Source organism: Geminicoccus sp. (assembly GCF_035556675.1).
GTDB lineage: Bacteria > Pseudomonadota > Alphaproteobacteria > Geminicoccales > Geminicoccaceae > Geminicoccus.
In genome coordinates this window covers 1-23,999 of sequence record NZ_DATMFZ010000037.1, presented here as the reverse complement: position 1 = coordinate 23,999, position 23,999 = coordinate 1, and the positions used below count along the sequence as shown (strand labels likewise).

The following is a 23,999-nucleotide window of genomic DNA, read 5'->3' as shown; positions in this document are numbered from 1 at the left end:
AGGCCAACGCCAACGAGATCCTGGTCAGCCTGATGCTGGTCTATGTCGGCGGCTTCCTCCTCCAGTACGTGGTGCGCGGGCCGATGCGCGACCCGATGAGCTTCGGCTTCCCGCAATCGCCGATGTTCCCCGACCCCGCCCGCCTGCCGATCCTCCTGGACACCACCCGCCTCCACCTGGGGTTTGCCCTGGCCATCCTGGCAGCACTGGTCGCCTGGCTGTTCGTGGCACGCTCCTATCAGGGCTTCGTGTTCCGCCTCTCGGGGGAGGCACCCGCCGCTGCCGCCTATGCCGGGTTCAGCCGGGCCAAGGTGATCTGGGGCAGCTTTTTGATCAGCGGCGGCCTCGCGGGTCTCGCCGGGGCCGCCGAGGTGCTGGGCCCGATCGGCCAGCTCCAGCCGGCCGTGTCGCCCGGCTACGGCTTCGCCGCGATCATCGTGGCCTTCCTGGGCCGCCTCCACCCGATCGGGATCGTCGCCGCGGCCCTGCTCATGGGCCTGTTCTACCTGGGCGGCGAGATCGCCCAGATGGAGCTGCAGCTCCCCATCGCGATCACCGGCGTGTTCCAGGGGCTGCTCCTGTTCTTTCTCTTGGGTGCCGACACGTTCGTGCGCTGGCGCCTGGTGCTCCGGGGGACGCGCTGATGGGCGACGAGCTTTCCACCGCGATCGCCGTGATCGCCGCCACGCTGCGCGCCGGCACGCCATTGGTCTTCGCCGCGATCGGCGAACTGGTGGCCGAGCGGGCGGGCGTGCTCAACCTCGGCATCGAGGGCATGATGCTGATCGGCGCGGTGGTCGGCTTCATGGTCGCGGCCTCGACCGGCCTGACCCCGCTGGGCTTCGTCGCCGCAGCCCTGGCCGGCATGGGTGCCGCCGCGATCTACGGCGCCCTGGCGCTGAACCTGATGACCAACCAGGTCGCGACCGGCCTGGCCCTGGCGATCTTCGGTGCTGGCCTGGCGGCCTTCCTGGGCCAGTCCTGGGTCGGCATCCCCCTGCCGGGCATGGCCCTGCCCTTCCCGGAGACGCTGCGCTCCATCCCGGTGGCGGGGCCCATCCTGTTCGGCCATGACTGGCTGGTCTACCTGTCGCTCCTGACGGTGGCCGGCGTCGCCTTCTTCCTGCACCGCACCCGCGCGGGCCTGATCCTGCGCGCCGTCGGCGAGAACCAGGAAAGCGCCCATGCCTTGGGCTACCCGGTCCTGCGCATCCGCTGGCTGGCCACCCTGTTCGGTGGCGCCATGGCCGGGATCGGCGGCGGCTACCTGTCGCTGATCTACACGCCGCAATGGGCAGAGAACATGACCGCCGGCCGCGGCTGGATCGCCCTGGCGCTGGTGGTGTTCGCCACCTGGCGGCCCTGGCGGGTGCTGCTCGGCGCCTATGTCTTCGGCGGCGTCACCATCCTGGGCCTGCAGATCCAGGCGGCCGGCATCGCGATCAACAGCAACCTCGTGGCGATGACCCCCTATCTCGCCACGATCATCGTGCTCGTCTTGATCTCGCGCGACGCCACCCGTATCCGCCTGCACACGCCCGCCTCCTTGGCGCGGCCTTTCCATCCAGAAGCATGAGCAGGGACAGGCGGATGACCATGATCGAGGCGAACGGCGCGAAGATCCCGGCACTGGGGTTCGGCACCTACCAGCTCACCGGCAGCCTCGGCACCGACATGGTCGCCACCGCGCTGAACCTCGGCTACCGGCACATCGACACCGCGCGCATGTACGGCAACGAGCCCGAGGTCGGCCGCGGCATCGCGACCTCGGGCGTGCCGCGCGACCAGATCTTCCTCACCACCAAGATCTGGCCCGACGAGTTCGCGCATGACGACTTCCTGCGCAGCGCCGAGCAGTCGGTGAAGAACCTGGGCACGGTGCCGGACCTCCTGCTCCTGCACTGGCCCTCCAAGACCATCCCGCTGGACGAGACCATCGCCGCCCTGGTCGAGGCGCAGCGCAAGGGCCTGACCCGCTTCATCGGCGTCAGCAACTTCACCATCCCGCTCCTGCGCCTGGCCACCGAGCATTCCTCGGTCCCGCTGGTGAACAACCAGATCGAGTACCATCCCTACCTGTCCCAGGACGCCCTGCTGCCCTTCCACAAGAAGCTCGGGATCGCCACCACCGCGCACTGCCCGACCGCGCGTGGCAAGGTCATGGACGATCCGGTGATCAAGAAGATCGCCGACGCCCACGGCATGAACCCGATCCAGGTGACGCTGCGCTGGCTGATCCAGCAGGAGGGCGTGGCCGCCATTCCGCGCACCAGCTCGGAGAAGAACGCGAAGAGCAACCTGAAGGTCCTGGAGTTCGAGCTCACGCCCGACGAGATGGCGCAGATCTCGGCGCTGCGCGCCACCAACTACCGGATCTGCGACTTCGAGTTCTCGCCGGTCTGGGACGCGGCGGCCTGAGCAGCGGCCGAGACACGGTCTTCGCCATGTCGTCATGGCTGGCCATGACGAAGAAGAAGGGGCGGCGGCTGGGCAGGCTGCCGGTGATCTTCGGTCACGAGGCGAGCAGTCCGTGACCGGCTCCGGCCCGCGCCGCCCGACGCTCCGGGATCGGCCAGCTCTGCACGGATCAGCTATCCCCGGATAGCTCGCGGTTTTCTTCCCTCGTCATGGCCGGGCTCGACCCGGCCATCCAGTCGTCCCGGTCGTCCCTGGATGGCCGGCTCAGGGCCGGCCATGACGAAGAGGAAAGTGCGGCAGGTGGGCAGGCTGCCTGTGATTTTCGGTCACGAGGCCGGCGGTCCATGACAGGCGCTGGCCGGCACCACCCGGCGCTCCGGATCGGACAGCTCTAGCCGATGGCCGGGCTAAGCCGGCATGAAGCCGAGCGCAGGTGCAGCCACCACGCCGCCGCACAGCACAGCGCACTCCCCGCCATCACCACCACCATCGGCCGCACCGTGCCGTCGAAGGCAGCGCTCACCAGGAGCGTCGCCAGCGCACCCAGGAGGCCCTGGAGGAACCCGCCCAGCGCCGAGGCGGTGCCCGCCATCGCCCCCATCGGCTCCAGCGCCAGCATGGTCGCGTTCGGCATGATCATGCCCAGCGCCCCCAGGCTCAGGAAGATCATGAGCGCCGCGAGCGGCAGGGCCGCCTGCCCGCTCAGCATGACCAGGCTCATCAGCACCGCCATCACCACGAACCAGCCGACCGCCAGCGTGATCAGGCGCGGCGCACCGATCCGGCGGATGATCGTGGCGTTGAGCTGGGCCAGGCCGATGATGGTCGCGGCGTTGCCGGCGAAGATCAGGCTGTAGGTGAGCGGCGTGACCCCATAGAGCGTGATGAACACGAAGGACGAGCCGGCGACATAGGCCAGCAGCCCCGCCTGGGCGAAGCCGGCGGTGGCTACGGCACTCATGAAGGTGCGGTCGCGGCACAGGCGGGCATAGCTGCGCAGGATGGTGAGCCCGTTCTGCCGCGTGCGGCGCTCCGGCAGGTGGGTTTCCGGCATGGAGGTCCAGATCAGCACGCCCACGCCGATCGCGACCAGGGCCAGCGCCCAGAAGATCATCCGCCAGGACGCCACCTGGATCAGCAGGCCGCCCGCCAGCGGCGCCAGGATCGGCGAGACGCTGAGTGCGAGGATCGCGGTGGACAGGAGGCGCGCCGCCTCCACGCCGGTATGCATGTCGCGGATGATCGCGATCGCCAGCACCATGCCGGCCGAGGCACCCAGCCCTTGGAGCAGCCGCCAGAGCAGCAGCGAATCGACGTCGCCGGCCAGCGCGCAGCCGATCGAGCCCAGCACGAACAGGCATAAGCCCACATAGACCGGCGGCTTGCGCCCGATCGCGTCGGAGATCGGCCCATAGATCACCTGGCCCGCCGCCATGGTGATCACGAAGCAGAGCACGGTGAGCTGCACCACGCCATGGTCGGTGGCGAACTCGGCGGCGATCGACCCGAAGGCCGGCAGGTAGGCGTCGATCGCGAACGGCCCTACCGCGATCAGGAGGCCGAGGATCACCGCGTGACGAAGCATGGTCGCGTTCATGGTCGAGCCGTCTTGGAGCAATCTGGGCGCGCCCGGTCCGGCCTGCCGGTCGAAGGGCAAGCTCGAAGGGTCGCGCGGGGAAAAGGCCGGGCCGCCCGCCGCATCGGCGGAACGCGGGCGAGCCGGCGCTTTTCCCGCATTGCGGCAAGTTCGGCAAGCGTGCGGATGGTGGAAGCTGCTATACTGTGGCGTCCCTGCCGCGTCGTCTTCGGGCCCGCGATGCGCCGATGCCGACAGTGATTTTACCAAACGAACCCGAGCCGAGGCTTTATCGTTGAAGTTCAATGGGTTGCGTCTTCCTGTCCCTTGACGCGGCACCACCGTCGCGCGAAAAGGCGGGCGTTGGATCGTTCGTCCAGGGAAAGCGACCGCCGGCATGACCCGTTCCGATCTCATCCGCCGCATCGCCGAGGCGAACCCGCATCTCTATCTGCGCGACGTCGAGAAGATCGTCGCCACCGTGTTCGAGGAGCTGACCAAGGCGCTGGAGCGTGGCGACCGGGTCGAGCTGCGCGGCTTCGGCGCCTTCTCCATCCGCGGCCGCTCGGCGCGGACCGGACGCAACCCGCGCACCGGCGAGGAGGTGGATGTCCCGGACAAGCGGGTGCCCTATTTCAAGACCGGCAAGGAGCTCAGAGAGCGGCTGAACGTCGGCACGGAGTAAGGCGGGAGCGCCTGTCGCAGCCGGGCCTCCTCTGATATGAGCGGCCCCAAGCTTCGTGAGGCGCCCATGGTAAAGTTTCTCCGCACGATCCTGGCCCTGGTCGGGCTCCTGGTGATCGTCCTGTTCGCGATCGGCAACCGCCAGCCCGTCGAGATCTCGCTCTGGCCGACCCCGTTCATGGTCGATCTGCCGCTCTACGGCGTGTTCCTGGTGGCGATGATCATCGGCGTGATCCTGGGCGGCATCGCGTCCTGGCTGGGCGGCCACGACAAGCGGGCCGAGGCGTCGCGCACCCGGCGCAAGCTGGCCATCCTGCAGGAGCAGGAACTGCGCCGCCGCCGCGAGGAGGAGGCCTCGGCCGCAGCACTCGCCGCCAAGAACGTGACGCCGACCCGCGCACTGGCCACGGCGCGCTGAACCGATGGACCAGGTGCCCTTCTTCGGCCCGGCCGCGATCGAGGCCGCCCTGCCCTGGCCGCGCATGGTCGAGGCGCTGCGCACAGGCTTCCGGGCCGGTGCCGAGGCGCCGGTCCGTCACCACCACCCGGTCCCGCGCCCGGGCATGGACCGGCCGGCCGACCTCCTGATCATGCCGGCCTGGCGGCCGGGCAGCGCCACCGGCATCAAGATCGTCCATGTGGCGCCCGGTCACGAGGCGCGCGGCATCCCCTCGATCCAGGGCCTCTACCTCCTGTTCGACGGGCCGACCGGCACGCCCCGGGCGATCCTGGACGGCGCCGCCCTGACCCTGCGCCGCACCGCCGGCGCCTCGGCCCTGGCGGCCTCCTATCTCGCCCGCGACGACATCCGCACCCACCTGGTCGTGGGTGCCGGCGCGCTGTGCCCGAACTTCGTCCACGCGCACCGGGCCGTGCGGCCTTCCCTGGAGCGGGCGCTGATCTGGAACCGCAATCCCGGCAAGGCCGAGGCGGTGGCAGCCAGCCTCGCCAGTCAGGGCATCGCGGCCGAGGCGGTCACCGACCTTTCGGCCGCGGTCGGCCAGGCCGACCTGATCTCGGTCGCCACCAACTCGACCGCGCCCCTGGTGCGCGGCGCCGACGTCCGCCCCGGCACCCATGTCGACCTGGTGGGCGCCTATACCCATGCGATGCGCGAGAGCGACGACGCGCTGGTGGCTGCCGCCTCCGTGTTCGTCGACACCCGCGAGGGTGCGCTGGCCGAGGCGGGCGACCTGCTCCAGGCGATCGATGCCGGCGCCTTCTCGGCCGATGCGATCCGGGGCGAGCTGCGCGAACTGGTGACCGGCGCCGTGCCGGGCCGGCGCAACGCCGACGAGATCACCCTGTTCAAGTCGGTGGGTGCCGCGCTGGAGGACCTGGTGGCAGCCGAGACGGTCGTCGCCGCATCGGACCAGGGCGATTGAATCCGGCGCTGCTTCCCACACATGAAGGGGCATCCTGCCCATCGCGTTGACGCACCTGCCCGGCTCTGCCAAGCAGCGCAGCGGTCCTGCCATCGACCGGAACCGACCTTGTCCAGCTCCCCGATCTTCTGCGCCATCGACCGCCCCGACCCGGCCGGTGCCCTGACGCTGGCCCGGTCGCTGAACGGCGTGGTCGGCGGCGTGAAGCTCGGCCTGGAATTCTTCTGTGCCAGCGGGCCTGCCGGCGTGCGCACCGTCCAGGAGGCCGGGCTGCCGATCTTCCTGGACCTGAAGCTGCACGACATCCCGAACACGGTGGCAGGGGCGGTCCGCTCCGCCCTGGCCCTCGAACCTGCCATGCTGACCTTGCATGCCTCGGGTGGTGCGGCAATGCTCCGGGCGGCGGTCGAGGCCAAGCGGCAGGCCGGTTCCTCCACCTGGCTCCTGGCGGTGACGGTGCTGACCAGCCTGGACGATGCCGACCTGGCAGAAGCGGGCGTGGCCGGCGGCACCGGTGCGCAGGTCGAGCGGCTGGCACGGCTCGCGGTCGAGGCCGGCATCGACGGGCTGGTCTGCTCGCCGCACGAGATCGCCCGCCTGCGCCGGATCCTGCCGGCTGGCGTGAAGCTGGTGGTCCCGGGCATCCGGCCGGCCGGACCTGCCGGCGACGACCAGAAGCGGGTGATGACGCCGCAGGAGGCCCTGGCGGCCGGTGCCGACCTGCTGGTGGTGGGCCGGCCGATCACCGGCGCCGCCGATCCGGCCGCCGCCGCGCGTGCCCTGCTCGGGAACGGGCCCGGCCGATGACGCTGGTCAAAATCTGCGGGCTGAAGGAGCCGGCGCGCATCGTCCAGGCCTGCGAGGCCGGAGCCGACTTCGTGGGCTTCGTGTTCTTCCCGCCGTCCCGGCGCAACGTCATGCCTCATGAGGCCGGCGAGCTCGCCCGGCACGTTACCGGCCAGACCCGGACGGTCGGCCTGTTCGTCAATCCGGACGACCATCTGCTCGAGACCGTGCTGATGTCGGTGGCCCTCGACGTGATCCAGCTCCACGGCGAGGAAAAGCCCGAGCGGGTCGCCGAGATCGGGCTGCGCTTCGGCGTGGAGACCCTGAAGGCCCTGCCCGTGGCGGTGGCCGAGGACCTGGCGGTGCTGCCGGCCTACCGGGACGCCGCCGACATGCTGCTGTTCGACGCCAAGCCCCTGCCCGGTGCTGCCCAGCCCGGCGGCAACGGCCTGGCGTTCGACTGGCGGCTGCTCCAGGGCCTGGACGTCCGGAAACCCTGGCTGCTCGCGGGCGGCCTGAGCCCCGACAATGTCGAGGCAGCGCTGGCGATGACCGGCGCACCCGGCGTCGATGTCAGCTCCGGGGTGGAGATTTCGCCGGGCGTGAAGGATCCGGCACGGCTCGCCGACTTCATCGCCAAGGCCAAGGGATTTGGAAGGAACGACCGATGAGCCAGCGCAACTCCCTGCGCACCATGCCGGACGAGAACGGTCATTACGGCATCTTCGGCGGACGGTTCGTCGCCGAGACCCTGATGCCGCTGATCCTGGACCTGGAGCGCGCCTACGAGGAGGTGAAGAAGGACGAGGGCTTCTGGAAGGAGCTCGACGGCTGGTTCAAGGACTATGTCGGCCGTCCCTCGCCGCTCTACTTCGCCGAGCGCCTGACCGAGCATTTCGGCGGGGCCAAGATCTACTTCAAGCGTGAGGAGCTGAACCACACCGGCTCCCACAAGATCAACAACACGGTGGCCCAGGTCCTGCTCGCCAAGCGCATGGGCAAGACCCGGATCATCGCCGAGACCGGGGCCGGCCAGCACGGCGTTGCGACCGCCACGGTGGCCTCGCGGCTGGGCCTGCCCTGCATCGTCTACATGGGTGCGAAGGACATCGAGCGGCAGCAGCCCAACGTGTTCCGCATGCGCCTCCTGGGTGCCGAGGTGCGCCCCGTCACCTCCGGCTCGCATACGCTCAAGGACGCGATGAACGAGGCGCTGCGCGACTGGGTCACCAACGTCCACGACACGTTCTACGTGATCGGCTCGGTGGCGGGCCCCCATCCCTATCCGGCGATGGTGCGCGACTTCCAGTCGGTGATCGGCCGCGAGGCGAAGCAGCAGATCCTGGAGAAGGAAGGCCGCCTGCCGGACGTGCTGATCGCAGCCGTGGGCGGCGGCTCCAATGCCATGGGCCTGTTCCACCCCTTCCTGGACGACGAGGTCCGGCTGATCGCGGTGGAGGCCGCGGGCGACGGGATCGAGACCGGCCGCCATGCCGCGGCGATGGCCGCCGGCACGCCCGGCGTGCTGCACGGCTCGCGCTCCTATCTGCTCCAGGACGAGGACGGCCAGGTGATCGAGCCGCACTCGATCTCGGCCGGCCTCGACTATCCCGGCGTGGGTCCTGAGCATTCCTGGCTGAAGGACCAGGGCCGCCTGGAGATCGCCCCCATTACGGATGCCGAGACGCTGGAAGCCTTCCAGCTCTGCGGCAAGCTGGAGGGCATCCTGCCGGCGCTGGAATGCGCCCATGCCCTGGCGCATGTCGCCAAGATCGCGCCCGGCATGGACCGGGACCAGATCATCCTCCTCAACCTGTCCGGTCGGGGCGACAAGGACATTTTCGCGGTCGCGGAGCATCTTGGAGTGAAGCTGTGAGCGAGCGGATCCAGAAGCGCTTCGCTGCGCTCGCCGCCGAGGGTCGGGCGGGCTTCGTCACCTATCTCTGCGCGGGCGATCCCGATCCGGAGACCTCGCTGGCGCTGATCCGGGGCCTGCCCGGCGCCGGGGTCGACCTCATCGAGATCGGCATGCCGTTCTCCGACCCGATGGCCGATGGCCCGGCGATCCAGGCGGGCAATCTGCGCGCCATCTCCGGCGGCATGACGCTCAACGGCGTGCTGGAGCTGGTGCGCCGGTTCCGCTCGGAGGACCAGACGACCCCGGTGGTGCTGATGGGCTACTACAACCCGGTCCACCGGATGGGTAAGGAGCGGTTCATCGCGGCTGCCGTCGAGGCTGGAGTGGACGGGCTGATCATGGTCGACCTGCCGCCCGAGGAGGACGAGGAGTTCTGCCTGCCGGCCAAGGCGGCCGGCCTGGACTTCATCCGCCTGGCCACGCCCACGACCGACGACCGTCGCCTGCCGGTGGTGCTCGAGAACGCGTCGGGCTTCATCTACTACGTGTCGATCACCGGGATCACCGGCTCGGCGGCCCCGGTCGCCGACCTGGTCGGCCAGGCCGTGCGCCGGATCAAGTCGGCCACCACCCTGCCGGTCGCAGTGGGCTTCGGCATCCGCACGCCCGAGCAGGCGGCGGCGATCGCCCGCAACGCCGATGCCGCGGTGGTGGGCTCCGCCCTGGTCGATCTGGTAGCCGCCAATCTGGATGAGAACGGCAAGGCCAGGCCCGGTCTGGTCGAGGCCGTGCACGGGCTCGTGCGCGAGCTTGCTGCCGGCGTGCGCGGAGCCCGTGCATGAGCAACTGGCTCACCGACTATGTCCGGCCGAAGATCCGCGCCCTGGTCAGCCGCGAGACCACCTTGCCGGACGATCTGTGGCGGCAGTGCACGTCCTGCGAGCGGATGATCTTCCACCGCGACTTCGAGCAGGCGCAGCGGGTCTGCCCGCATTGCGGCCACCATATGCGGGTCGACCCGAAGTTCCGCTTCGAGACCCTGTTCGATGCCGGCAGCTGGCAGCAGATCGAGCTGCCCAAGGTGCCGGCCGACCCGCTCAAGTTCCGCGACCAGAAGAAATACGCCGACCGGCTGAAGGACGCGCAGGCCAAGACCGGCCGGCAGGATGCGCTGGAAGCCGCGCACGGCAAGATCGACGGCATGCCCGTGGTGATCGCGGTCATGAACTTCGCCTTCATGGGCGGCTCGATGGGCACCGCGGTGGGCGAAGCCTTCCTGGCGGCGGCGAAGCTGGCCGTCCTGCAGGAAGCCGCGCTCATCGTGTTCACCAGCTCCGGCGGGGCGCGGATGCAGGAGGGTGCCCTGTCCCTCATGCAGATGGCGCGCACCACCGTCGCGGTGGAGATGGTGAAGGACAAGGGCCTGCCCTACATCGTGGTGCTGACCGACCCCACCACGGGCGGGGTCACCGCCAGCTTCGCGATGCTGGGCGACATCCAGCTGGCCGAGCCCGGTGCCATGATCGGCTTTGCCGGTGCCCGGGTGATCGAGCAGACCATCCGCGAGAAGCTGCCCGAGGGCTTCCAGCGCGCCGAGTATCTGCGCGATCACGGCATCGTCGACATGGTCGTGCACCGCTTCGACCTCCGCGCGACGCTGGTGCGAATCCTGGACCTGCTCCTGCGCAAGCGGCGCGACCTGCCGGAGGCGCCGGCAGCGGCGGAGCCGGCGGTCGAGGCCGCCGCCGAGGCGCCCACTCTGGAACTGGTCCGGACGAGTGAGCCACAGCCGGGCGAGTGACGCCGTCCTGGCCAGGCTGCTCGACCTTCATCCCAAGAAGATCGACCTGTCCCTGGCCCGGATGGAGCGGATCCTGGCGGAGCTGGGCCATCCGGAGCGCCTCCTGCCGCCGGTCGTCCACTTGGCCGGCACCAACGGCAAGGGCTCGACCGGCGCCTATGTCGCAGCAGCCCTCGCCGCTTCCGGCCGGCGCGTCCACCGCTACGTCTCCCCCCATCTGGTCCGGTTCAGCGAGCGGATCCTGCTCTGCGGGGTGCCGATCGACGAGGTGCGGCTGACCGATCTCCTGGAGGAGGTCGAGCGGGTCAATGCCGGCCGGCCGATCACCTTCTTCGAGATCACCACCGCGATGGCGTTCCTGGCGTTCGCCCGCACCCCGGCCGATCTCCTGGTGCTGGAGGTCGGCATGGGCGGCCGGCTGGACGCCACCAACGTGATCGCCCGGCCCGCCGTATCGGTGATCACCCCGGTCTCGCTCGACCACGAGACCTATCTGGGCGAGACGGTCGGGCAGATCGCCACCGAGAAGGCCGGGATCCTGAAGCCGGGCGTGCCCTGCGTGCTGGCACCCCAGAGTCCGGAGGGCCTGGCCGCGATCGAGCGGGTGGCGGCAGCGACCGGCACGCCGCTGGCGGTGCATGGCCGGGACTGGGGCTACGAGCTGCATGATGGCCACCTGTGGGTCCAGGACGGGCACGCTCGTGTCGAGCTGCCGCGCCCAGCCCTGGAAGGGCCGCACCAGTACGTGAATGCGGCGGTGGCCACGGTTGCCCTGCGCCGCCTGCCCGAACCGCTCCGCCCGGCGAGCTCCCATATCGCCCAGGGCCTGACCTCGGTGCGTTGGCCCGGCCGCTGGCAGCGCCTGACCTTTGGGCCGATGGCGGAACTGCTGCCGGGAGGCTGGGAGCTGCGCCTGGACGGCGGGCACAACCCGGCGGCCGCCAGCGCCCTCGCGACCACACTGGATGCGCAGCGGCCCGCCCGGCCGGTGCATCTGGTGGTCGGCATGCTGAACACCAAGGATGCGGATGCCTTTCTGGCGCCGCTGCTGCCGCGTGCCGCGTCCTGCACGATGGTGCCGATCCCGGACGAGCCCCTGGCGCGTCCCCCGGAGGAGCTGGTTCAGGCGGCGAACCGGCTGGGCCATCCTGCCGCCACGGCACCAGGCCACGTCGCCGCGGTCGCAGAGATCGTCAGGTCAGCCCCCGACGGTGCGGCGCTGGTCCTGGTCTGCGGCTCGCTGCACCTGGCTGGTAGCGTGCTGGCCGAGCATGGCTAGCGGGCGACGAACACCTCGACCCGCCGGTTGGCACTGCGCCCGTCGGCCAGCTCGTTGCTGGCGACCGGCTCGTCCGGGCCCATGCCGTCCACCTCGATGCGCGCCGGATCGATCTCGAACTGCTCGATGAGCGCGTCGCGCAGCGCGCGGGCCCGCTCCACCGACAAGGTCAGGTTGCGGTAGCGGTCGCCCTGCGAATCGGTGTGGCCGACCACGCGCACCCTGGCACCCGGGGACAGCTGGATCAGGGTCGCCACCCGTTCCAGCGCGCGCGCCGACCTTGCATCGATCTGCCGGCCGCCCAGCTCGAACTCGATGCCGGTCGGCACGGTCCGGATCCAGCCGTCCTCGGTCGTCTCGAGCTTCAGCCCGCTGAGGCGGCTCAGTACCGGCAGGGACAGGAGCGGCGGTGCCGCCGGCTCCTCGTCGAGCCCGGGCACGTCCCCGCCATAGCCGAGCTCGTCGGCCAGCGCACTGGCCACCACCGGCCAGACCGCGGCCGCCTCGCCCTCTGCCGGCAACTCCCCCTGGCCGGAGCGGGCCAGCTCCAGCCTCGCCACGAGCTGCCGCAGCGCGTCGAGCTCGGCCAGGGCCTCCACCAGCTGCTGGCCCAGCTCGGTCGCCTCGGCCACCGAGGTGCTGGCGACCTCCCGCATTTCCGCGATCTCCCGGGCCAGATCCGCCGCATGGCGGCCGACCTCCTGGGAAACGCTGTCCATGGCCGCGGCACGGGTCCGCGCCTGCGCCAGGTCCTCGCGCAGGCGCTCGACCTCCTGTGCCCGGGCCACCCGCTCCGCGGCCAGCGCCTGCTCGGCCTTGGCAAGCCTGCTCTCGGCATGACCTGCCTGGTCCTGGAGGCGCTGCTCGGCTGCGGCCCGGTCCGCCCAGGCCTGCCGCACCTCCTCGCTCATCGCCTCCAGCTGGCGGCCGGCATCGGCCAGCTTCGCCTCGACCACCGCGATCTGGGCGGCCGCCTCGACCCGGATCTTGTCCCGTTCGGCGGTGAGCTGATCGAGCTGCTGCCGCAGCTCGGCCTGCGCGCGCAGGGCCAGCTCCTTCTCCTTGCCCTTGCCGCCCTGCAGCTCCGTCAGCTGGCGGTCCCGCTCGGCCAGGATGAGGTTCAGCCGCCCGAAATCCTGCTGGGTGGCCTCCAGCCGGGCCTCCAGCTCGGCGACGCGGGCAAGAGCGCTGGCCGCGTCCTCGGCGGCCGCGCGCCGTGCCTCGACGGCCGAGGCCTCGGCCAGCCGCACCTCGTCGCCGGCGGTGGCCAGCACCCGGTCGCGCTCGGTCAGCGCGTCGCGCAGCGCCCTTTCCCGGCGCTCCAGCGCCATGGCCAGCCGCTCGCTGGCATGCTCGGCATTGCGCAGCCGCCGGGCCAGCCCGTCTTGGCGCGCCGTGGCATCGCGGTTGGCGGTATCGGCATCTGCCAGCTGCTGACGCAGCCTCGCCACCTCCTGGCGCAGCAGGGCCGCCTCCTGGTCGAGCAGCCGCACCCGCTCCTGCGCCAGGGCCAGCCGCTCTTCCTGGCGCGCACCGTTCGCCGTCGCCGGCTGGGCACCCTCTACCTTGGTGCGGACGGCGTCGATGATCGCTTCCAGCTCCCGGGCACTCGGGTCGGGCATCGCTGCGGGAATCCCCGGCGCCGGATCCGCCGCCGGCGGACCGGCGGCTGCCACGGCCGGAATCAGCAGCACCGCCGCGCCGATCAGGACCGGCCCGGCCGGCTTCAGCAATCTGCGCATGTGCTTGATGTTCCGCTTCCCGACGGCGCTCTCGACCACGATCCGGCCCGCGGGCCGGCAGGGCCAGGATGGCCCCGTCCCCCTGTTCCGTCCATAGCTCGCGGCCGCCCCGGGCGGTTCAGACCCGGTCCTGCAGCAGTGCCAGCAGCCCGGCCAGCCCGGCCGCACCCGTCAGGAACAGCGGCACCCCGCCCTTGGGCGGGATGCCGCCCGTGCGGGCGCGCATCAGCACATGCAGCCAGGTCAGCACGGCCAGCCAGCCCAGCCAGTGCATGACATGGCCGAAGAACCGGGCATTGGCCAGGCCGCCCGCACTGCCCAGCATGGCCAGCCCGGTGGCCATCACTCCCGCCAGCGCCGCGGTGACGAGGCCCAGGCGCCAGGGTACCGCGCTCCCGCGCCGGAACTGGCCCGCCAGGAGGATCAGGCAGGCCAGGCCCAGCAGGGCATGCAGCAGGAGGCTGCCAGCGCCGCTCAATGCGACATCAGCACCGGGACCTCGACATTGGCCAGGATGTAGCTGGTAGCACCGCCGAAGATCATCTGCCGCAGCCGCGACTGGGTGTAGGCACCCTTGACGATCAGGTCCGCCCCCATGCGCTGCGCCTCGTCGAGCGTCACCTTGCCGACCGGCCGATCATCGCCGGCATGGTTCACCACCTCCACATGAAGGCCGCGCCGCTCCAGCATCCGGGCCAGCGATTCTCCGGACGGGCCCGGCACCGTGCCCTTCTCCACCGTATGCACGATCACCGACTTCGCCCGGTCCAGGAACGGCATGGCGAGGGCGATGGTGCGCGAGGTCTCGGTGCTGCCGTTCCAGGAGATCAGGATCCGGTCGAAGCCGATCCTGGTGGCGCTGGGTGGTGCGATCATCAGGAGGCGCCCGGCTTCGAACAACGCCCCTTCCAAGGCAGCGGTCGATGGAGTCAGGCTGTCCGCGACCGGCCGGCCGACCACGATCAGGTCGAAGATCCGGCCATAGCTGCCGAGCACATTGGCAGCAGCCCCGGCACCCAGATGCCAGTCCGCCGCCGGGCCGACCGTGCCGGGCTCCAGGAAGCGCGGCATGCCCGCCGAGCGCACCGCATTCTCGAAGGCGTCGCGCAGCTTCTCGGCCCGCTCGCGCGCATCCTGCTCAAAGCCGGCCACCAGGTCCGGCGCCGCGGCGATGAAGCCGTCGGCGCCGGCTGCGATCACGTCGGGCTGAACCGGGCGAACATGCAGCCCCTCCAGATAGGAGCCGAACTCCTTCGCCACACCGATGCTGCAGGCCAGCGTCGCGTCGAGCGCAGCGCTCACCTCCAAGTTCACCAGGATGGTCTTCATGCGGAGGGCTTCCTTGTCACGGTTGCTTTGTCACGGTTGTCTGCGCTGCCATCTTAAGGCAGTTCAGCCGGACCCGCATCCGGCTCCGTGAGTGTGAAACCCTCTGGCGGTTCGGCACAAGAGCAACCTCCCCGGAGAGCTAAAGGCTTGTCCAAGCCATCCTTGCCCGCCCTGGACCCGGCCGGGCTGAAGGTCGCGATCGTCCACGACTGGCTGCACAGCCTCTACGGCTCGGAGCGGGTGGTCGAGCAGATCCTGGCCTGCTTCCCTCAGGCCGAGCTGTTCACCCTGGTGGACGTGATGCCCAAGGGTGCACGCGGTCTCCTGGAGGAGGTCACGGTCCACACCTCGTTCATCCAGAACCTGCCGTTCGCGCGCCGCCACTTCCGCCACTATCTGCCGCTGATGCCGCTCGCGATCGAGCAGTTCGACCTCAGCCGCTTCGACCTCGTGCTGTCCTCCAGCCATGCCTTCGCCAAGGGCGTGCTCACCACCCCTCACCAGCTGCACCTGGCCTATGTCCACGCACCGATGCGCTATGCCTGGGAGTACCAGCATCAGTACTTGGCCGAGGCCGGCCTGGACCGGGGCCTGCGCTCCTGGCTGCTCCGCTGGCAGCTGCACCGGCTGCGCAACTGGGATTTCCGCACCGGTGCCGGGCCGGACCGGCTGATCGCCAATTCCGAGTTCATCCGCCAGCGGATCCGCAGGATCTACCGCCGCGACGCCGCCGTGATCCATCCGCCGGTCCGGCTCCAGGATTTCGCGCCGGCACCGCGCAAGGGCGATCACTTCATCGCGATCTCCCGCTTCGCCCCCTACAAGCGCACCGAGCTCATCTGTGCCGCCTTCGCGGCGATGCCCGACCTGAAGCTGAAGGTGATCGGCGAGGGTGCCGGCCGGGCCCGGGTGCGGCCGGCACCCAATGTCGAGCTCTTGGGGACCTTGCCGCGCGCCGAGGTCGCGCGCCTGCTGGCCGAGGCCCGGGCACTCGTGTTCGCGGCGGAGGAGGATTTCGGCATCACGCTGGTGGAGGCGCAGGCGGCCGGCACGCCCGTGATCGCCTATGGCCGCGGCGGCGCGCTGGATTCGATCCGGCCGGCACCGCTTCCCGACGCTACCGGCCTGTTCTTCACCGAACAGAGCGAGGGAGCGATCTGCCAGGCGGTGCGCCGGTTCCTCCAGGAGGAGAGCCGGTTCACGCAGGATGCCCTGCTACGCAACGCCGCCCGCTTCTCCGAAGAAAGCTTCCGCGAGCGCTATCTCGCCCTGGTGGCGGCAGCGCTCGACCGGCATCAGCGGCGCGGCAGCGGCTCCAGCAGTGCCCGGTAGAGCTCGACTCGTCGCCTCGCGGCAAAGCCGGCCTGGCCGCCCTCGTCCGATGCCGGCAGGTCGAACCCCGTTCCTGCCGGTCCGTCATGCCAGACTTGCCCGTCCGGGCCGGCGGCCACGATCCCCTCGCCGCTGACCAGCACGCAGGGCACCCCGTTCTCCAGAGCCCGAACCAGGGCCAGGGCGCGCAGGACCGGGCGCGGGAAGCCGACCACGCCCGAGAGGAGCGAGGCGCCCTCCAGCGCCAGGCAGCGGGTCATCTCCGGGTGGAGCAGGTCGTCGTCCAGCGCCAGTCCGATGCGCTGGCCCTGCAGCGGGGCGATCGTCATCCAGTTGCCGCGCGCCAGCTGCCGGGCCTGGTCGCCTGCACTCAGATGGGTCTTGCGGTAGCTGCACAGGCCACGCCCGGTACCATCGACCAGCAGCAGGCTGGTGAACGTCCGCTCGTCCTCCCGCTCGGTATAGGGTGCCAGGATGGCACTGCCGGTCCGTTCAGCCAGTTCCATCAGCCGCCTGGCGAGACCGCCGTCCGAGAGTTCCGGCGCGAGGTCGGCGCGGTCGGCAGCCCAGCCAAGCGGAAACATCGCCAGATCCGCACCTGATGTTACGATGAAATCCTTGATGTCCGACCAACGTTCACTTGGTGAAAGAGCCGCGATACGCATCAGAAATCCTTTGAAACAATCATAGCTCACGCTCCTGTGAATGATTCGTTACCGACAACAACAGCTGCGTGAGCCTGTTTGTTTGTGGGTGCAAACTGCGGGTGATCTCCTACATGGACTTGCACCAGCCCCGAATCATTATCGGATGTGCAGGAGATCGTTGGAGTATCGATGATGCAGTCTACCGTCACTCGCCGTTTCTCCCTGGTCCGCAACCTGGCGCTGTGCACGGTTGCGGCGGCCGCCCTCGCGACCGGCTCGGTACCGGCCCTGCCCGGCTTCACCCCCACGCTGGCCCATGCGGAGGACTATGACCGCGGCTATGCCGATCTGGTCGCCAGGGTCATGCCCTCGGTCGTCTCCGTCCAGGTGGAAGGCACCACGAAGGGCGCCACTCCGGCGTCCGGTCAGATGGACGAGCAGCAGCGCCGCTTCTTCGAGCACTTCTTCGGCCAGCCCGTTCCGCAGCCCGAGCAGCGGCCGGAAGGCAAGGTGGAGGGCCTGGGCTCGGGCTTCGTGATCGATCCTTCCGGCTACATCGTCACCAACGCCCATGTGGTGGGCGAGGCCGACAAGATCGAGGTCGTGCTTCAGGACGGCCACCGGCTGCCGGCCGAGCTGATCGGCATCGACCCCAAGACCGACCTCGCCGTGATCAAGGTGGAGAGCAAGCAGCCGCTCACCGCGCTGAAGTGGTCGGACAGCGACAAGGTCCGGGTCGGCGACAAGGTGGTCGCGGTCGGCAACCCGTTCGGCCTGGGCAGCACCGTGACTGCCGGGATCGTGTCGGCCACCGGCCGCGAGATCGGCAGCGGGCCCTATGACGACTTCATCCAGGTCGATGCGCCGATCAACCGCGGCAATTCCGGCGGCCCGACCTTCGATCTCGACGGCAACGTGATCGGCGTGAACAGCATGATCTTCTCGCCGTCCGGTGGCAGCGTCGGCATCGGCTTCGCCATCTCCTCCAACCTCGCCAGGTCGGTAACGGCGGAGCTGATCGAGAACGGTTCGGTCGAGCGTGGCTGGATCGGCGTCGGCATCCAGCAGATGGACGAGGACCTCAAGAGCTCGTTCGGCCTGAACGATCGCAGCGGCGCCCTGGTGAGCCAGATCACGCCGGACGGCCCTGCGGCGAAGGCCGGGCTGCAGGAGGGCGATGTGATCCTGAGCTTCGACGGGCACCCGATCGAGCGGCTCACCCAGCTGACCCGTGCGGTCGCGGACACCGACCCCGGCCATGCCGCGGACGTGAAGATCTGGCGTGACGGCAAGGAGCAGACCGTGTCGCTCGAGGTCGGCAAGATGCCGTCCGACCAGCAGGTCGCCCAGGCCGAGACCGCAGCCCCTGCGGAGCAGCCGCGCCTGGGCCTGGCCCTGGCACCGCTCACCGACGAGGTCCGCCAGGAACTGGGCGTGCCCGGCACGGTCGAGGGCGCGCTGGTCCAGGACGTGGTGGGCGGCAGCCCGGCCCAGGAGAAAGGCATCCAGCAGGGCGACGTCATCGTGGCCGTGGGCAGCGAGCAGGTCGACGGGCCGCAGAAGGTGATCGACGCGGTGCGCAGCGCCGCTGACGGCGGCGCCAGCTCGATCCGTCTCCTGGTCGCGCGCGGTGACGCGCAGCGCTGGGTGGCTGTGCCCTTCGCTGCCTCCTGATCCGGCAGATTCCGGGAGGTTCCCCTTCCCGGGAACGGCGCAGTGCGCGATGATCTCGCGCACTGCGTCTTGTTCCGCTAGTTTCGTCCAAAGCGGCAGGTGAAACCTGCTAAGGTAGGGCGAAACGCTGCGATGCGCATTCTGGTAATCGAAGACGACAAGGACGCCGCCCAGTACATGGCCAAGGGGCTCGTGGAGAGCGGCCACGGGGCGGACGTCGCCCATACCGGGAAGGACGGCCTCCTGATGGCGGCGGCCAACGGCTACGATGTCCTGATCGTGGACCGGATGCTGCCGGGCCTGGATGGGCTCTCCCTCGTCAAGACGCTGCGGGCGACCGGCAACCATACGCCGGTCCTGTTCCTGTCGGCGCTGGGCGAGGTCACCGACCGGGTGAAGGGCCTCCGCGCCGGCGGCGACGACTATCTGGTCAAGCCGTACGCCTTCTCTGAGCTGCTGGCCCGGGTCGAGACCCTGGCCAGGCGCGGCTCGACCGCCAGCGATACGCCGGAAACGGTGCTGCGCTACGGCGACCTGATGATGGACCTGCTGGGCCGCCGGGTGGAGCGGGCCGGCAAGGAGATCGACCTGCAGCCGCGCGAGTTCCGGCTGCTCGAGACGCTGATGCGTCATGCCGGCCAGGTGATGACCCGGACCATGCTCCTGGAGAAGGTCTGGGACTATCGCTTCGACCCGCAGACCAACGTCATCGACGTGCATATCAGCCGCCTGCGGCACAAGATCGACCGTGGCTTCTCCTATCCGATGATCCACACGGTCCGCGGCGCAGGATATTCTCTCCGTGTTGCCGACAAAGCTTCTTAAAGCTTCCACCTTCCGGCTGACGCTGGCCTATCTGGCGCTGTTCTGCATCTCCGCCGGCGTCCTGTTCGGCTTCGTCTACGTCGCCTCGTCCACCAACATGGAGCGGCAGACCGAGGAGACGATCACCGCGGAGATCAATGGCATCCTCGACCAGTACCGCCTGCGCGGGCTGGGCGGCCTGCGCAACACGATCGCCGCGCGCGCGGCGGCGAAGCCCGATCGCGCCTCGATCTATCTGCTGGTCGACCGGACCGACCGGATCATGGCCGGCAATATCGACCGCTGGCCGGAGGGGCAGGACAAGGACGAGAGCTATTTCCATTTCCTGATCGAGACCGGCGAGGACGGCGACGGCGAGCCGACCTTCCACCGGGCGATCGCGCGCGGCTTCCTCCTGCAGAACAATGCGCGCCTCCTGGTCGGCCGCGACATCGAGGAGCGCCTGGCCAGCCAGGCGGCCCTGCTCAACACGCTGCTGATCGGCGGTGGGATCATGATCGTCCTGGGCGTGGCCGGCGGGCTGGTCATGAGCCGCTGGATGCTGGGCCGGCTCGATGACGTGAACCGCGCCACCACCCGGATCATGATGGGCGACCTCACCCAGCGCTTCGTCGCGAAGGGCAGCGGCGACGAGTTCGACGAGCTGGCGCGCAACCTGAACCGGATGCTGGACCGGATCGAGCGGCTGCTGGCCGGGATGCGGCAGGTCACCGACAACGTGGCGCACGATCTGCGCACCCCGCTCAACCGGCTGCGCTCGCGCATCGAGGTGGCGCTCATGGACGAGCAGTCCGACGAATCGCGCGAGCTGCTGGAAGCCACCGTCCGCGACGCCGATTCGCTGATCCAGACCTTCAACGCGATCCTGTCGATCGCGCGGGCGGAAAGCGGCGAGCAGCAGGCCGAGTTCGAGCCGTTCAGCCTGCGCGAGATGGCCCAGGACGTCACCGAGCTCTATGAACCGCTGGGCGAGGAGCGCAGCATCACCGTCCACCTCCGGGCCCAGGCCGACGCGGTGGTGGTCGGCAACCGCCATCTGGTGGCCCAGGCCCTGGCCAACCTGGTCGACAACGCGATCAAGTACGGGGCGGAGGGCGGCCATGTGCTGGTGGAGGTGCGCACCCGGCCCGTGCCGATGCTGGTGGTGACCGATGACGGGCCGGGCATCCCGGCGGAGATGCGCGAGCGGGCGCTCGAGCGGTTCGTCCGCCTGGATCCGGAGCGCTCCACGCCCGGCAACGGGCTGGGCCTGTCGCTGGTGGCAGCGGTCGCCCGCCTGCACGAGGCGAGGCTCCAGCTGGAGGACGCCAAGCCCGGGCTCCGGGTGAGCATCGCCTTTCCGAGCCTGCCCGAGCGCGGCGCCCAGCTGACCCGTCAGGAAGTGCGCTCGCTGGCGTGATGCCAACGGACGGAGGTTCCGGCCGGGTCGGCCAGGGACAGGCGGTGAGGCAGCGGCAGGAGCGTGACGGCCCGGCTGATGACGGGCCACAGGGTGAAGTCCGCCGGCAGCCGGATCATCGTACATCACGAGGACGGGCATGGCGGCGGCTCTTCCACCACCCATCCGGTCATGTACCGCCCGACACCGCTCTACCCGGGCCGGTTCTTCAGCGTTCCGGTTGCGCAGGTCCCGTGGCCAGGGCGAACAGCGCCTTGACCACGCCCAGCTGGGCACGCTCGGCCAGCGCCAGCAGGCAGGTCTCGGCCTCCAGGCCCGGACCTGCCAAGGCGCGCCGGACCAGGCGCGGGTCGCTCCCGGCCTCCTGCTCGAATACCGCGCCCAGGCCGAAGCCATGAGCCACCGCCTCGCGCAGCGCCTCGCGCGAGCCCAGGCGCAGGGTCAGGTGCGGCCGCACGCCCTTGATGGCGCAGGCCGCGGCGAACAGCCGGAAGGTGGCGCTGCCCTCCTCGCGCGCGACCATGGTCACCCCGTCCAGCGCTGCAAGATCGACCTGTGCGCTGCCTGCCAGCGCATGGCCCCTCGGCAGGAGGAGAACCACCCGGTCGGTGCCCAGGCACAGCCTCGCCAGATCGGGCGCCGGCTCCAGCAGGGTCGCGACCGCGGCATCGGCCGTGCCGTCGCGCAATGCTGCCAGGGTCGTCGCCGTGTTGCCCGTCACCAGGCTGGCCGCGATCCCGGGATGGGCATCCTGCAGCCGGCGCAACAGCGGCATGGCGGCGAACGGGCTGTCGACGGCCAGGGTCAGCTGCCCCTGCTCCAGATCGCGTGCCCGACGCAGGAGATGTTCCAGGTCGCGCAGCAGGCCCAGCACCCGGCGCACATGCGGCGCTAGTTCCTGGCCGAGCTGGGTAGGCGCTGCGCCATCCGGGCCACGGCGGAACAACGCCACGCCATACATCCGCTCCAGCCCCAGGATCTGCGCGCTCACCGCCGGCTGGCTCAGGTTCAGCCGCTGGGCCGCACGGGCAAAGCCGCCGGTGGAGAGGACCGCATCGAAAGCCCGCAGTGCCGCCAGGTTCATAAATCTACCTTATGATGGCATCATCTGGATCGATTTGACTTATCGTATGCCGCCGCGCATCGACAGGCCATCGCCCTTCGGAGGACCGCGATGCCGCCTTGCGCCGACGAGCCCCTGCTGCTGACGCCGGGACCGCTCACCACCTCGCGGCGGGTGAAGGAGCGGATGCTGCGCGACTGGGGCTCGCGGGACGAGGCCTTCATCCGGCTGAACCGCGAGGTGCTGGACCGCCTGACGGCACTGGCCGGGGGCAGCGGCATGGTCACCGTGCCGATGCAGGGCAGCGGCTCCTTCGCGGTGGAGGCGATGCTGGGCAGCTTCGTGCCGCCATCCGGCCGGCTGCTGGTCTGCGTGAATGGCGCCTATGGCCAGCGCATGGCCGAGATGGCGCGCCGCCACGGCCGGCAGGTGGCAGTGCTGGAGCAGCCCGAGGACCAGCCGACCGACGTGGCGGCACTCGACCGGATGCTCGAGGCCGATCCCTCGATCGGTCATGTCGCGGTCGTGCAGTGCGAGACCACGTCAGGCATCCTGAACCCCCTGCCGGAGGTGGCCGCCACCGTGGCCAGCCACCGCCGCAGCCTCCTGATCGATGCGATGAGCGCGTTCGGCGCGCTGCCGCTGGATGCCGGTGCCATCCCGTTCGACGCGGTCGCGGCCTCGGCCAACAAATGCCTGGAAGGCGTGCCCGGCATGGGCTTCGTGATCGCCCGTGAGGACAGGCTCGCCGCCTGCACCGGCCATGCACCCGCCCTGTGCCTGGACCTGCCGGCCCAGCATCTCGCCATGGAGCGGACCGGCCAGTGGCGGTTCACGCCACCGACCCACGTCATCGCCGCCCTGCATCAGGCACTGCTCGACCACGCGGCCGAGGGCGGCCAGCCCGCCCGGCTGCGCCGCTACCGCGAGAACTGCCGGATCCTGGTCGAGGGCATGCGCAGGCTGGGCTTCCAGACACTGCTGCCCGACGCGCTGCAGGCACCGATCATCGTGACCTTCCGGCTGCCGGCCGATCCCGCCTTCGCGTTCGACCGCTTCTACGACGCGCTGCGCCGTCGCGGCTTCGCGATCTATCCCGGCAAGCTGACCGTGGCGCCCTCCTTCCGGATCGGCTGCATCGGCGCGCTGGGCCCGGCCGAGATGCAGGCAGCCATCGAGGCGGTGGCGGCGGTCCTGGACGAGCTGGGGCTGCGTCTGTCGTCCGCGGGATGAGCGGCGCGGACCGCTCTGCCCGGCCTGGAGCTTTCGAACCGGGTCAGGCACCCCCGACAAGGAGGATCGAGCCCGCCACGGCCCGCCATCGCGGGTTGGGCGGCGACACCATTGGCATGGCGAGGGGCTTGGCCACTGGCCATGACCCCCGCTTTCCGTATCGATGTGCCGGGCGCGACCAAGCCACGGACAGTGGTTCCGGCGCAGGCCGCCCTACTGGACCAGCTGCGGCCTGCGGCTGCCGCACCACCAGCGCGGACCGAGCCACCTGCACCGGACCAGCCGGATCGGGCCGCACGTGGCCTGTCTTCCTGAATTTCGCAGCGGCACCACGGGGATGGCGCACAGCCCGGCAGCCGGCCGTGGCATGCACCTTCTGGGTCGGCTGCATCGGCGCATTCGGCCAGCCCGAGCTGCAGGCAATGGTCCCGACGATGGCCGTGGTCCCGGACGGACTGGCGCTGCGCCTGCCGGCCGCCGTACCGGCGGCGCAGGCTGGCCCGCCCGGGCTTGGCCAGACCGTTCCGGCAGGGCGAACCAGTCCAGCCGCGACCCGGCGCGTCGGCGCCCTTGGAACGGCGATCGGCCCGGCAGCCGGCCTCGCCCCATCCTTCCGAACCGGCTGCACCCGCGTGTCGCGCCCTTCCAGGGCACGGGCAGCGGTCGGATCGGTAGCCGGCCGCCTGGACGAACGGAAAACGGCGGTCACCGGCTGTCGCATGAACGGCATGGACCGGCGGCCGATCGCCCGGGCCGAGCCGGCTGGACCGGGCCGGACGGCCCTGACCGGCAGGATCAGGACGGATGCACCCCGGCCCCTCGGGATGTGAGGCGGCACCATCAGGAACGGCGAAGGGATGATGCAGATGGGGTTCGGCTATCGGCGCTTCTATTGCGGGCCGGTCGAGGCGGTGATCTTCGACATGGCCGGCACGATCGTCGACTTCGGCTCGCGGGCACCGGCCGGC

Annotated in this window: 23 protein-coding genes; 17 read left to right on the top strand and 6 right to left on the bottom strand. The window is 70.2% G+C overall.

Going from position 1 to position 23,999, the window contains the following annotated elements; all coding sequences use genetic code 11:
• The 3 genes from VNS22_RS02745 to VNS22_RS02735 form a co-directional block, all read left to right on the top strand.
• Nucleotides 1-644: ABC transporter permease (locus VNS22_RS02745; protein WP_414653303.1), on the top strand; the 644-nt coding region annotated here is incomplete at its 5' end.
• A complete protein-coding gene (locus VNS22_RS02740; protein ID WP_325729374.1) occupies nucleotides 644-1,576 on the top strand; it encodes an ABC transporter permease in 933 nt (310 codons plus the stop codon). The genes VNS22_RS02745 and VNS22_RS02740, both read left to right, overlap by 1 nt.
• A 14-nt stretch (nucleotides 1,577-1,590) precedes the next feature.
• Complete coding sequence (locus tag VNS22_RS02735; protein WP_325729372.1) at nucleotides 1,591-2,418, top strand: aldo/keto reductase; 828 nt, start codon at nucleotides 1,591-1,593, stop codon at nucleotides 2,416-2,418.
• A gap of 391 nt (nucleotides 2,419-2,809) precedes the next feature.
• Here VNS22_RS02735 and VNS22_RS02730 read toward each other — a convergent pair whose 3' ends face one another.
• Entirely contained in the window at nucleotides 2,810-4,015 is a 1,206-nt protein-coding gene (locus tag VNS22_RS02730; protein WP_325729369.1) for a multidrug effflux MFS transporter, read from the bottom strand.
• Nucleotides 4,016-4,391: 376 nt separating this feature from the next.
• Between VNS22_RS02730 and VNS22_RS02725 the strand changes: the two genes are divergently transcribed.
• The 9 genes from VNS22_RS02725 (at nucleotide 4,392) to VNS22_RS02685 (ending at nucleotide 11,787) form a co-directional block, all read left to right on the top strand.
• The gene (locus VNS22_RS02725) at nucleotides 4,392-4,679 is read left to right on the top strand and encodes an integration host factor subunit beta (RefSeq protein ID WP_159710277.1); all 288 of its coding nucleotides are present in this window, start codon (nucleotides 4,392-4,394) and stop codon (nucleotides 4,677-4,679) included.
• A 66-nt stretch (nucleotides 4,680-4,745) separates the two neighbouring features.
• The gene (locus tag VNS22_RS02720; RefSeq protein WP_325729367.1) at nucleotides 4,746-5,096 is read left to right on the top strand and encodes a LapA family protein; all 351 of its coding nucleotides are present in this window, start codon (nucleotides 4,746-4,748) and stop codon (nucleotides 5,094-5,096) included.
• A gap of 4 nt (nucleotides 5,097-5,100) precedes the next feature.
• Complete coding sequence (locus VNS22_RS02715; protein ID WP_325729365.1) at nucleotides 5,101-6,063, top strand: ornithine cyclodeaminase family protein; 963 nt, start codon at nucleotides 5,101-5,103, stop codon at nucleotides 6,061-6,063.
• 108 nt (nucleotides 6,064-6,171) lie between these two features.
• Nucleotides 6,172-6,870: an orotidine-5'-phosphate decarboxylase gene (gene pyrF / locus VNS22_RS02710; RefSeq protein ID WP_325729363.1), complete on the top strand. Its 699-nt coding sequence runs from the start codon at nucleotides 6,172-6,174 to the stop codon at nucleotides 6,868-6,870.
• A complete protein-coding gene (locus tag VNS22_RS02705) occupies nucleotides 6,867-7,520 on the top strand; it encodes a phosphoribosylanthranilate isomerase (protein ID WP_325729362.1) in 654 nt (217 codons plus the stop codon). Before pyrF ends, VNS22_RS02705 begins: the two co-directional genes overlap by 4 nt.
• Nucleotides 7,517-8,725, top strand: a complete 1,209-nt coding sequence (gene trpB / locus VNS22_RS02700; RefSeq protein WP_325729361.1) for a tryptophan synthase subunit beta — start codon at nucleotides 7,517-7,519, stop codon at nucleotides 8,723-8,725. Before VNS22_RS02705 ends, trpB begins: the two co-directional genes overlap by 4 nt.
• The gene (trpA, locus tag VNS22_RS02695) at nucleotides 8,722-9,549 is read left to right on the top strand and encodes a tryptophan synthase subunit alpha (protein ID WP_325729359.1); all 828 of its coding nucleotides are present in this window, start codon (nucleotides 8,722-8,724) and stop codon (nucleotides 9,547-9,549) included. The genes trpB and trpA overlap by 4 nt, the downstream gene beginning before the upstream one ends.
• Nucleotides 9,546-10,508: an acetyl-CoA carboxylase, carboxyltransferase subunit beta gene (accD, locus tag VNS22_RS02690; RefSeq protein ID WP_325729357.1), complete on the top strand. Its 963-nt coding sequence runs from the start codon at nucleotides 9,546-9,548 to the stop codon at nucleotides 10,506-10,508. The genes trpA and accD overlap by 4 nt, the downstream gene beginning before the upstream one ends.
• Nucleotides 10,486-11,787, top strand: a complete 1,302-nt coding sequence (locus VNS22_RS02685; RefSeq protein WP_325729355.1) for a folylpolyglutamate synthase/dihydrofolate synthase family protein — start codon at nucleotides 10,486-10,488, stop codon at nucleotides 11,785-11,787. The genes accD and VNS22_RS02685 overlap by 23 nt, the downstream gene beginning before the upstream one ends.
• On the opposite strand, the gene VNS22_RS02680 is transcribed toward VNS22_RS02685, so the two are convergent.
• From VNS22_RS02680 to VNS22_RS02670, 3 genes are all read right to left on the bottom strand, one after another.
• Nucleotides 11,784-13,529: an OmpA family protein gene (locus tag VNS22_RS02680; RefSeq protein ID WP_325729353.1), complete on the bottom strand. Its 1,746-nt coding sequence runs from the start codon at nucleotides 13,527-13,529 to the stop codon at nucleotides 11,784-11,786. The genes VNS22_RS02685 and VNS22_RS02680 overlap by 4 nt on opposite strands.
• Nucleotides 13,530-13,647: 118 nt before the next feature.
• Nucleotides 13,648-14,007, bottom strand: coding sequence for a hypothetical protein (locus VNS22_RS02675; protein ID WP_325729351.1), 360 nt, complete (start codon nucleotides 14,005-14,007; stop codon nucleotides 13,648-13,650).
• Nucleotides 14,004-14,858 carry a universal stress protein gene (locus tag VNS22_RS02670; protein ID WP_325729349.1) on the bottom strand — a complete coding sequence of 285 codons (855 nt, stop codon included), beginning with the start codon at nucleotides 14,856-14,858 and terminating at the stop codon, nucleotides 14,004-14,006. Before VNS22_RS02670 ends, VNS22_RS02675 begins: the two co-directional genes overlap by 4 nt.
• Nucleotides 14,859-15,005: 147 nt before the next feature.
• Between VNS22_RS02670 and VNS22_RS02665 the strand changes: the two genes are divergently transcribed.
• The gene (locus tag VNS22_RS02665; protein WP_325729346.1) at nucleotides 15,006-16,190 is read left to right on the top strand and encodes a glycosyltransferase; all 1,185 of its coding nucleotides are present in this window, start codon (nucleotides 15,006-15,008) and stop codon (nucleotides 16,188-16,190) included.
• Here VNS22_RS02665 and VNS22_RS02660 read toward each other — a convergent pair.
• Nucleotides 16,154-16,774: a carbon-nitrogen hydrolase family protein gene (locus VNS22_RS02660; protein WP_325729344.1), complete on the bottom strand. Its 621-nt coding sequence runs from the start codon at nucleotides 16,772-16,774 to the stop codon at nucleotides 16,154-16,156. The two genes, VNS22_RS02665 and VNS22_RS02660, sit on opposite strands and share 37 nt — an antisense overlap.
• A 252-nt stretch (nucleotides 16,775-17,026) precedes the next feature.
• Between VNS22_RS02660 and VNS22_RS02655 the strand changes: the two genes are divergently transcribed.
• The 3 genes from VNS22_RS02655 to VNS22_RS02645 all read left to right on the top strand — a co-directional run bounded on the left by VNS22_RS02655 (nucleotide 17,027) and on the right by VNS22_RS02645 (nucleotide 20,735).
• Nucleotides 17,027-18,511 carry a DegQ family serine endoprotease gene (locus VNS22_RS02655; RefSeq protein WP_325729342.1) on the top strand — a complete coding sequence of 495 codons (1,485 nt, stop codon included), beginning with the start codon at nucleotides 17,027-17,029 and terminating at the stop codon, nucleotides 18,509-18,511.
• A 132-nt stretch (nucleotides 18,512-18,643) separates the two neighbouring features.
• Nucleotides 18,644-19,336 (top strand): response regulator transcription factor, encoded by a 693-nt coding sequence (locus tag VNS22_RS02650; RefSeq protein ID WP_159710307.1) that lies wholly within the window; start codon nucleotides 18,644-18,646, stop codon nucleotides 19,334-19,336.
• Nucleotides 19,314-20,735, top strand: a complete 1,422-nt coding sequence (locus VNS22_RS02645) for a HAMP domain-containing sensor histidine kinase (protein WP_325729338.1) — start codon at nucleotides 19,314-19,316, stop codon at nucleotides 20,733-20,735. Before VNS22_RS02650 ends, VNS22_RS02645 begins: the two co-directional genes overlap by 23 nt.
• A gap of 208 nt (nucleotides 20,736-20,943) precedes the next feature.
• Here VNS22_RS02645 and VNS22_RS02640 read toward each other — a convergent pair whose 3' ends face one another.
• Entirely contained in the window at nucleotides 20,944-21,819 is an 876-nt protein-coding gene (locus tag VNS22_RS02640; protein WP_325729336.1) for a LysR substrate-binding domain-containing protein, read from the bottom strand.
• Between the two features lie 90 nt (nucleotides 21,820-21,909).
• On the opposite strand from VNS22_RS02640, the gene VNS22_RS02635 reads away from it, so the two are divergent.
• The gene (locus VNS22_RS02635; protein ID WP_325729334.1) at nucleotides 21,910-23,031 is read left to right on the top strand and encodes a 2-aminoethylphosphonate--pyruvate transaminase; all 1,122 of its coding nucleotides are present in this window, start codon (nucleotides 21,910-21,912) and stop codon (nucleotides 23,029-23,031) included.
• The last annotated feature ends 968 nt before the right edge of the window (nucleotides 23,032-23,999 follow it).

Coding starts and splice junctions, on each gene's coding strand:
- VNS22_RS02740 (WP_325729374.1), top strand. CDS start 644: ATGGGCGACGAGCTTTCCACCGCGATCGCCGTGATCGCCGCCACGCTG.
- VNS22_RS02735 (WP_325729372.1), top strand. CDS start 1,591: ATGACCATGATCGAGGCGAACGGCGCGAAGATCCCGGCACTGGGGTTC.
- VNS22_RS02730 (WP_325729369.1), bottom strand. CDS start 4,015: ATGAACGCGACCATGCTTCGTCACGCGGTGATCCTCGGCCTCCTGATC.
- VNS22_RS02725 (WP_159710277.1), top strand. CDS start 4,392: ATGACCCGTTCCGATCTCATCCGCCGCATCGCCGAGGCGAACCCGCAT.
- VNS22_RS02720 (WP_325729367.1), top strand. CDS start 4,746: ATGGTAAAGTTTCTCCGCACGATCCTGGCCCTGGTCGGGCTCCTGGTG.
- VNS22_RS02715 (WP_325729365.1), top strand. CDS start 5,101: ATGGACCAGGTGCCCTTCTTCGGCCCGGCCGCGATCGAGGCCGCCCTG.
- VNS22_RS02705 (WP_325729362.1), top strand. CDS start 6,867: ATGACGCTGGTCAAAATCTGCGGGCTGAAGGAGCCGGCGCGCATCGTC.
- trpB (WP_325729361.1), top strand. CDS start 7,517: ATGAGCCAGCGCAACTCCCTGCGCACCATGCCGGACGAGAACGGTCAT.
- accD (WP_325729357.1), top strand. CDS start 9,546: ATGAGCAACTGGCTCACCGACTATGTCCGGCCGAAGATCCGCGCCCTG.
- VNS22_RS02680 (WP_325729353.1), bottom strand. CDS start 13,529: ATGCGCAGATTGCTGAAGCCGGCCGGGCCGGTCCTGATCGGCGCGGCG.
- VNS22_RS02670 (WP_325729349.1), bottom strand. CDS start 14,858: ATGAAGACCATCCTGGTGAACTTGGAGGTGAGCGCTGCGCTCGACGCG.
- VNS22_RS02660 (WP_325729344.1), bottom strand. CDS start 16,774: ATGTTTCCGCTTGGCTGGGCTGCCGACCGCGCCGACCTCGCGCCGGAA.
- VNS22_RS02655 (WP_325729342.1), top strand. CDS start 17,027: ATGATGCAGTCTACCGTCACTCGCCGTTTCTCCCTGGTCCGCAACCTG.
- VNS22_RS02650 (WP_159710307.1), top strand. CDS start 18,644: ATGCGCATTCTGGTAATCGAAGACGACAAGGACGCCGCCCAGTACATG.
- VNS22_RS02640 (WP_325729336.1), bottom strand. CDS start 21,819: ATGAACCTGGCGGCACTGCGGGCTTTCGATGCGGTCCTCTCCACCGGC.
- VNS22_RS02635 (WP_325729334.1), top strand. CDS start 21,910: ATGCCGCCTTGCGCCGACGAGCCCCTGCTGCTGACGCCGGGACCGCTC.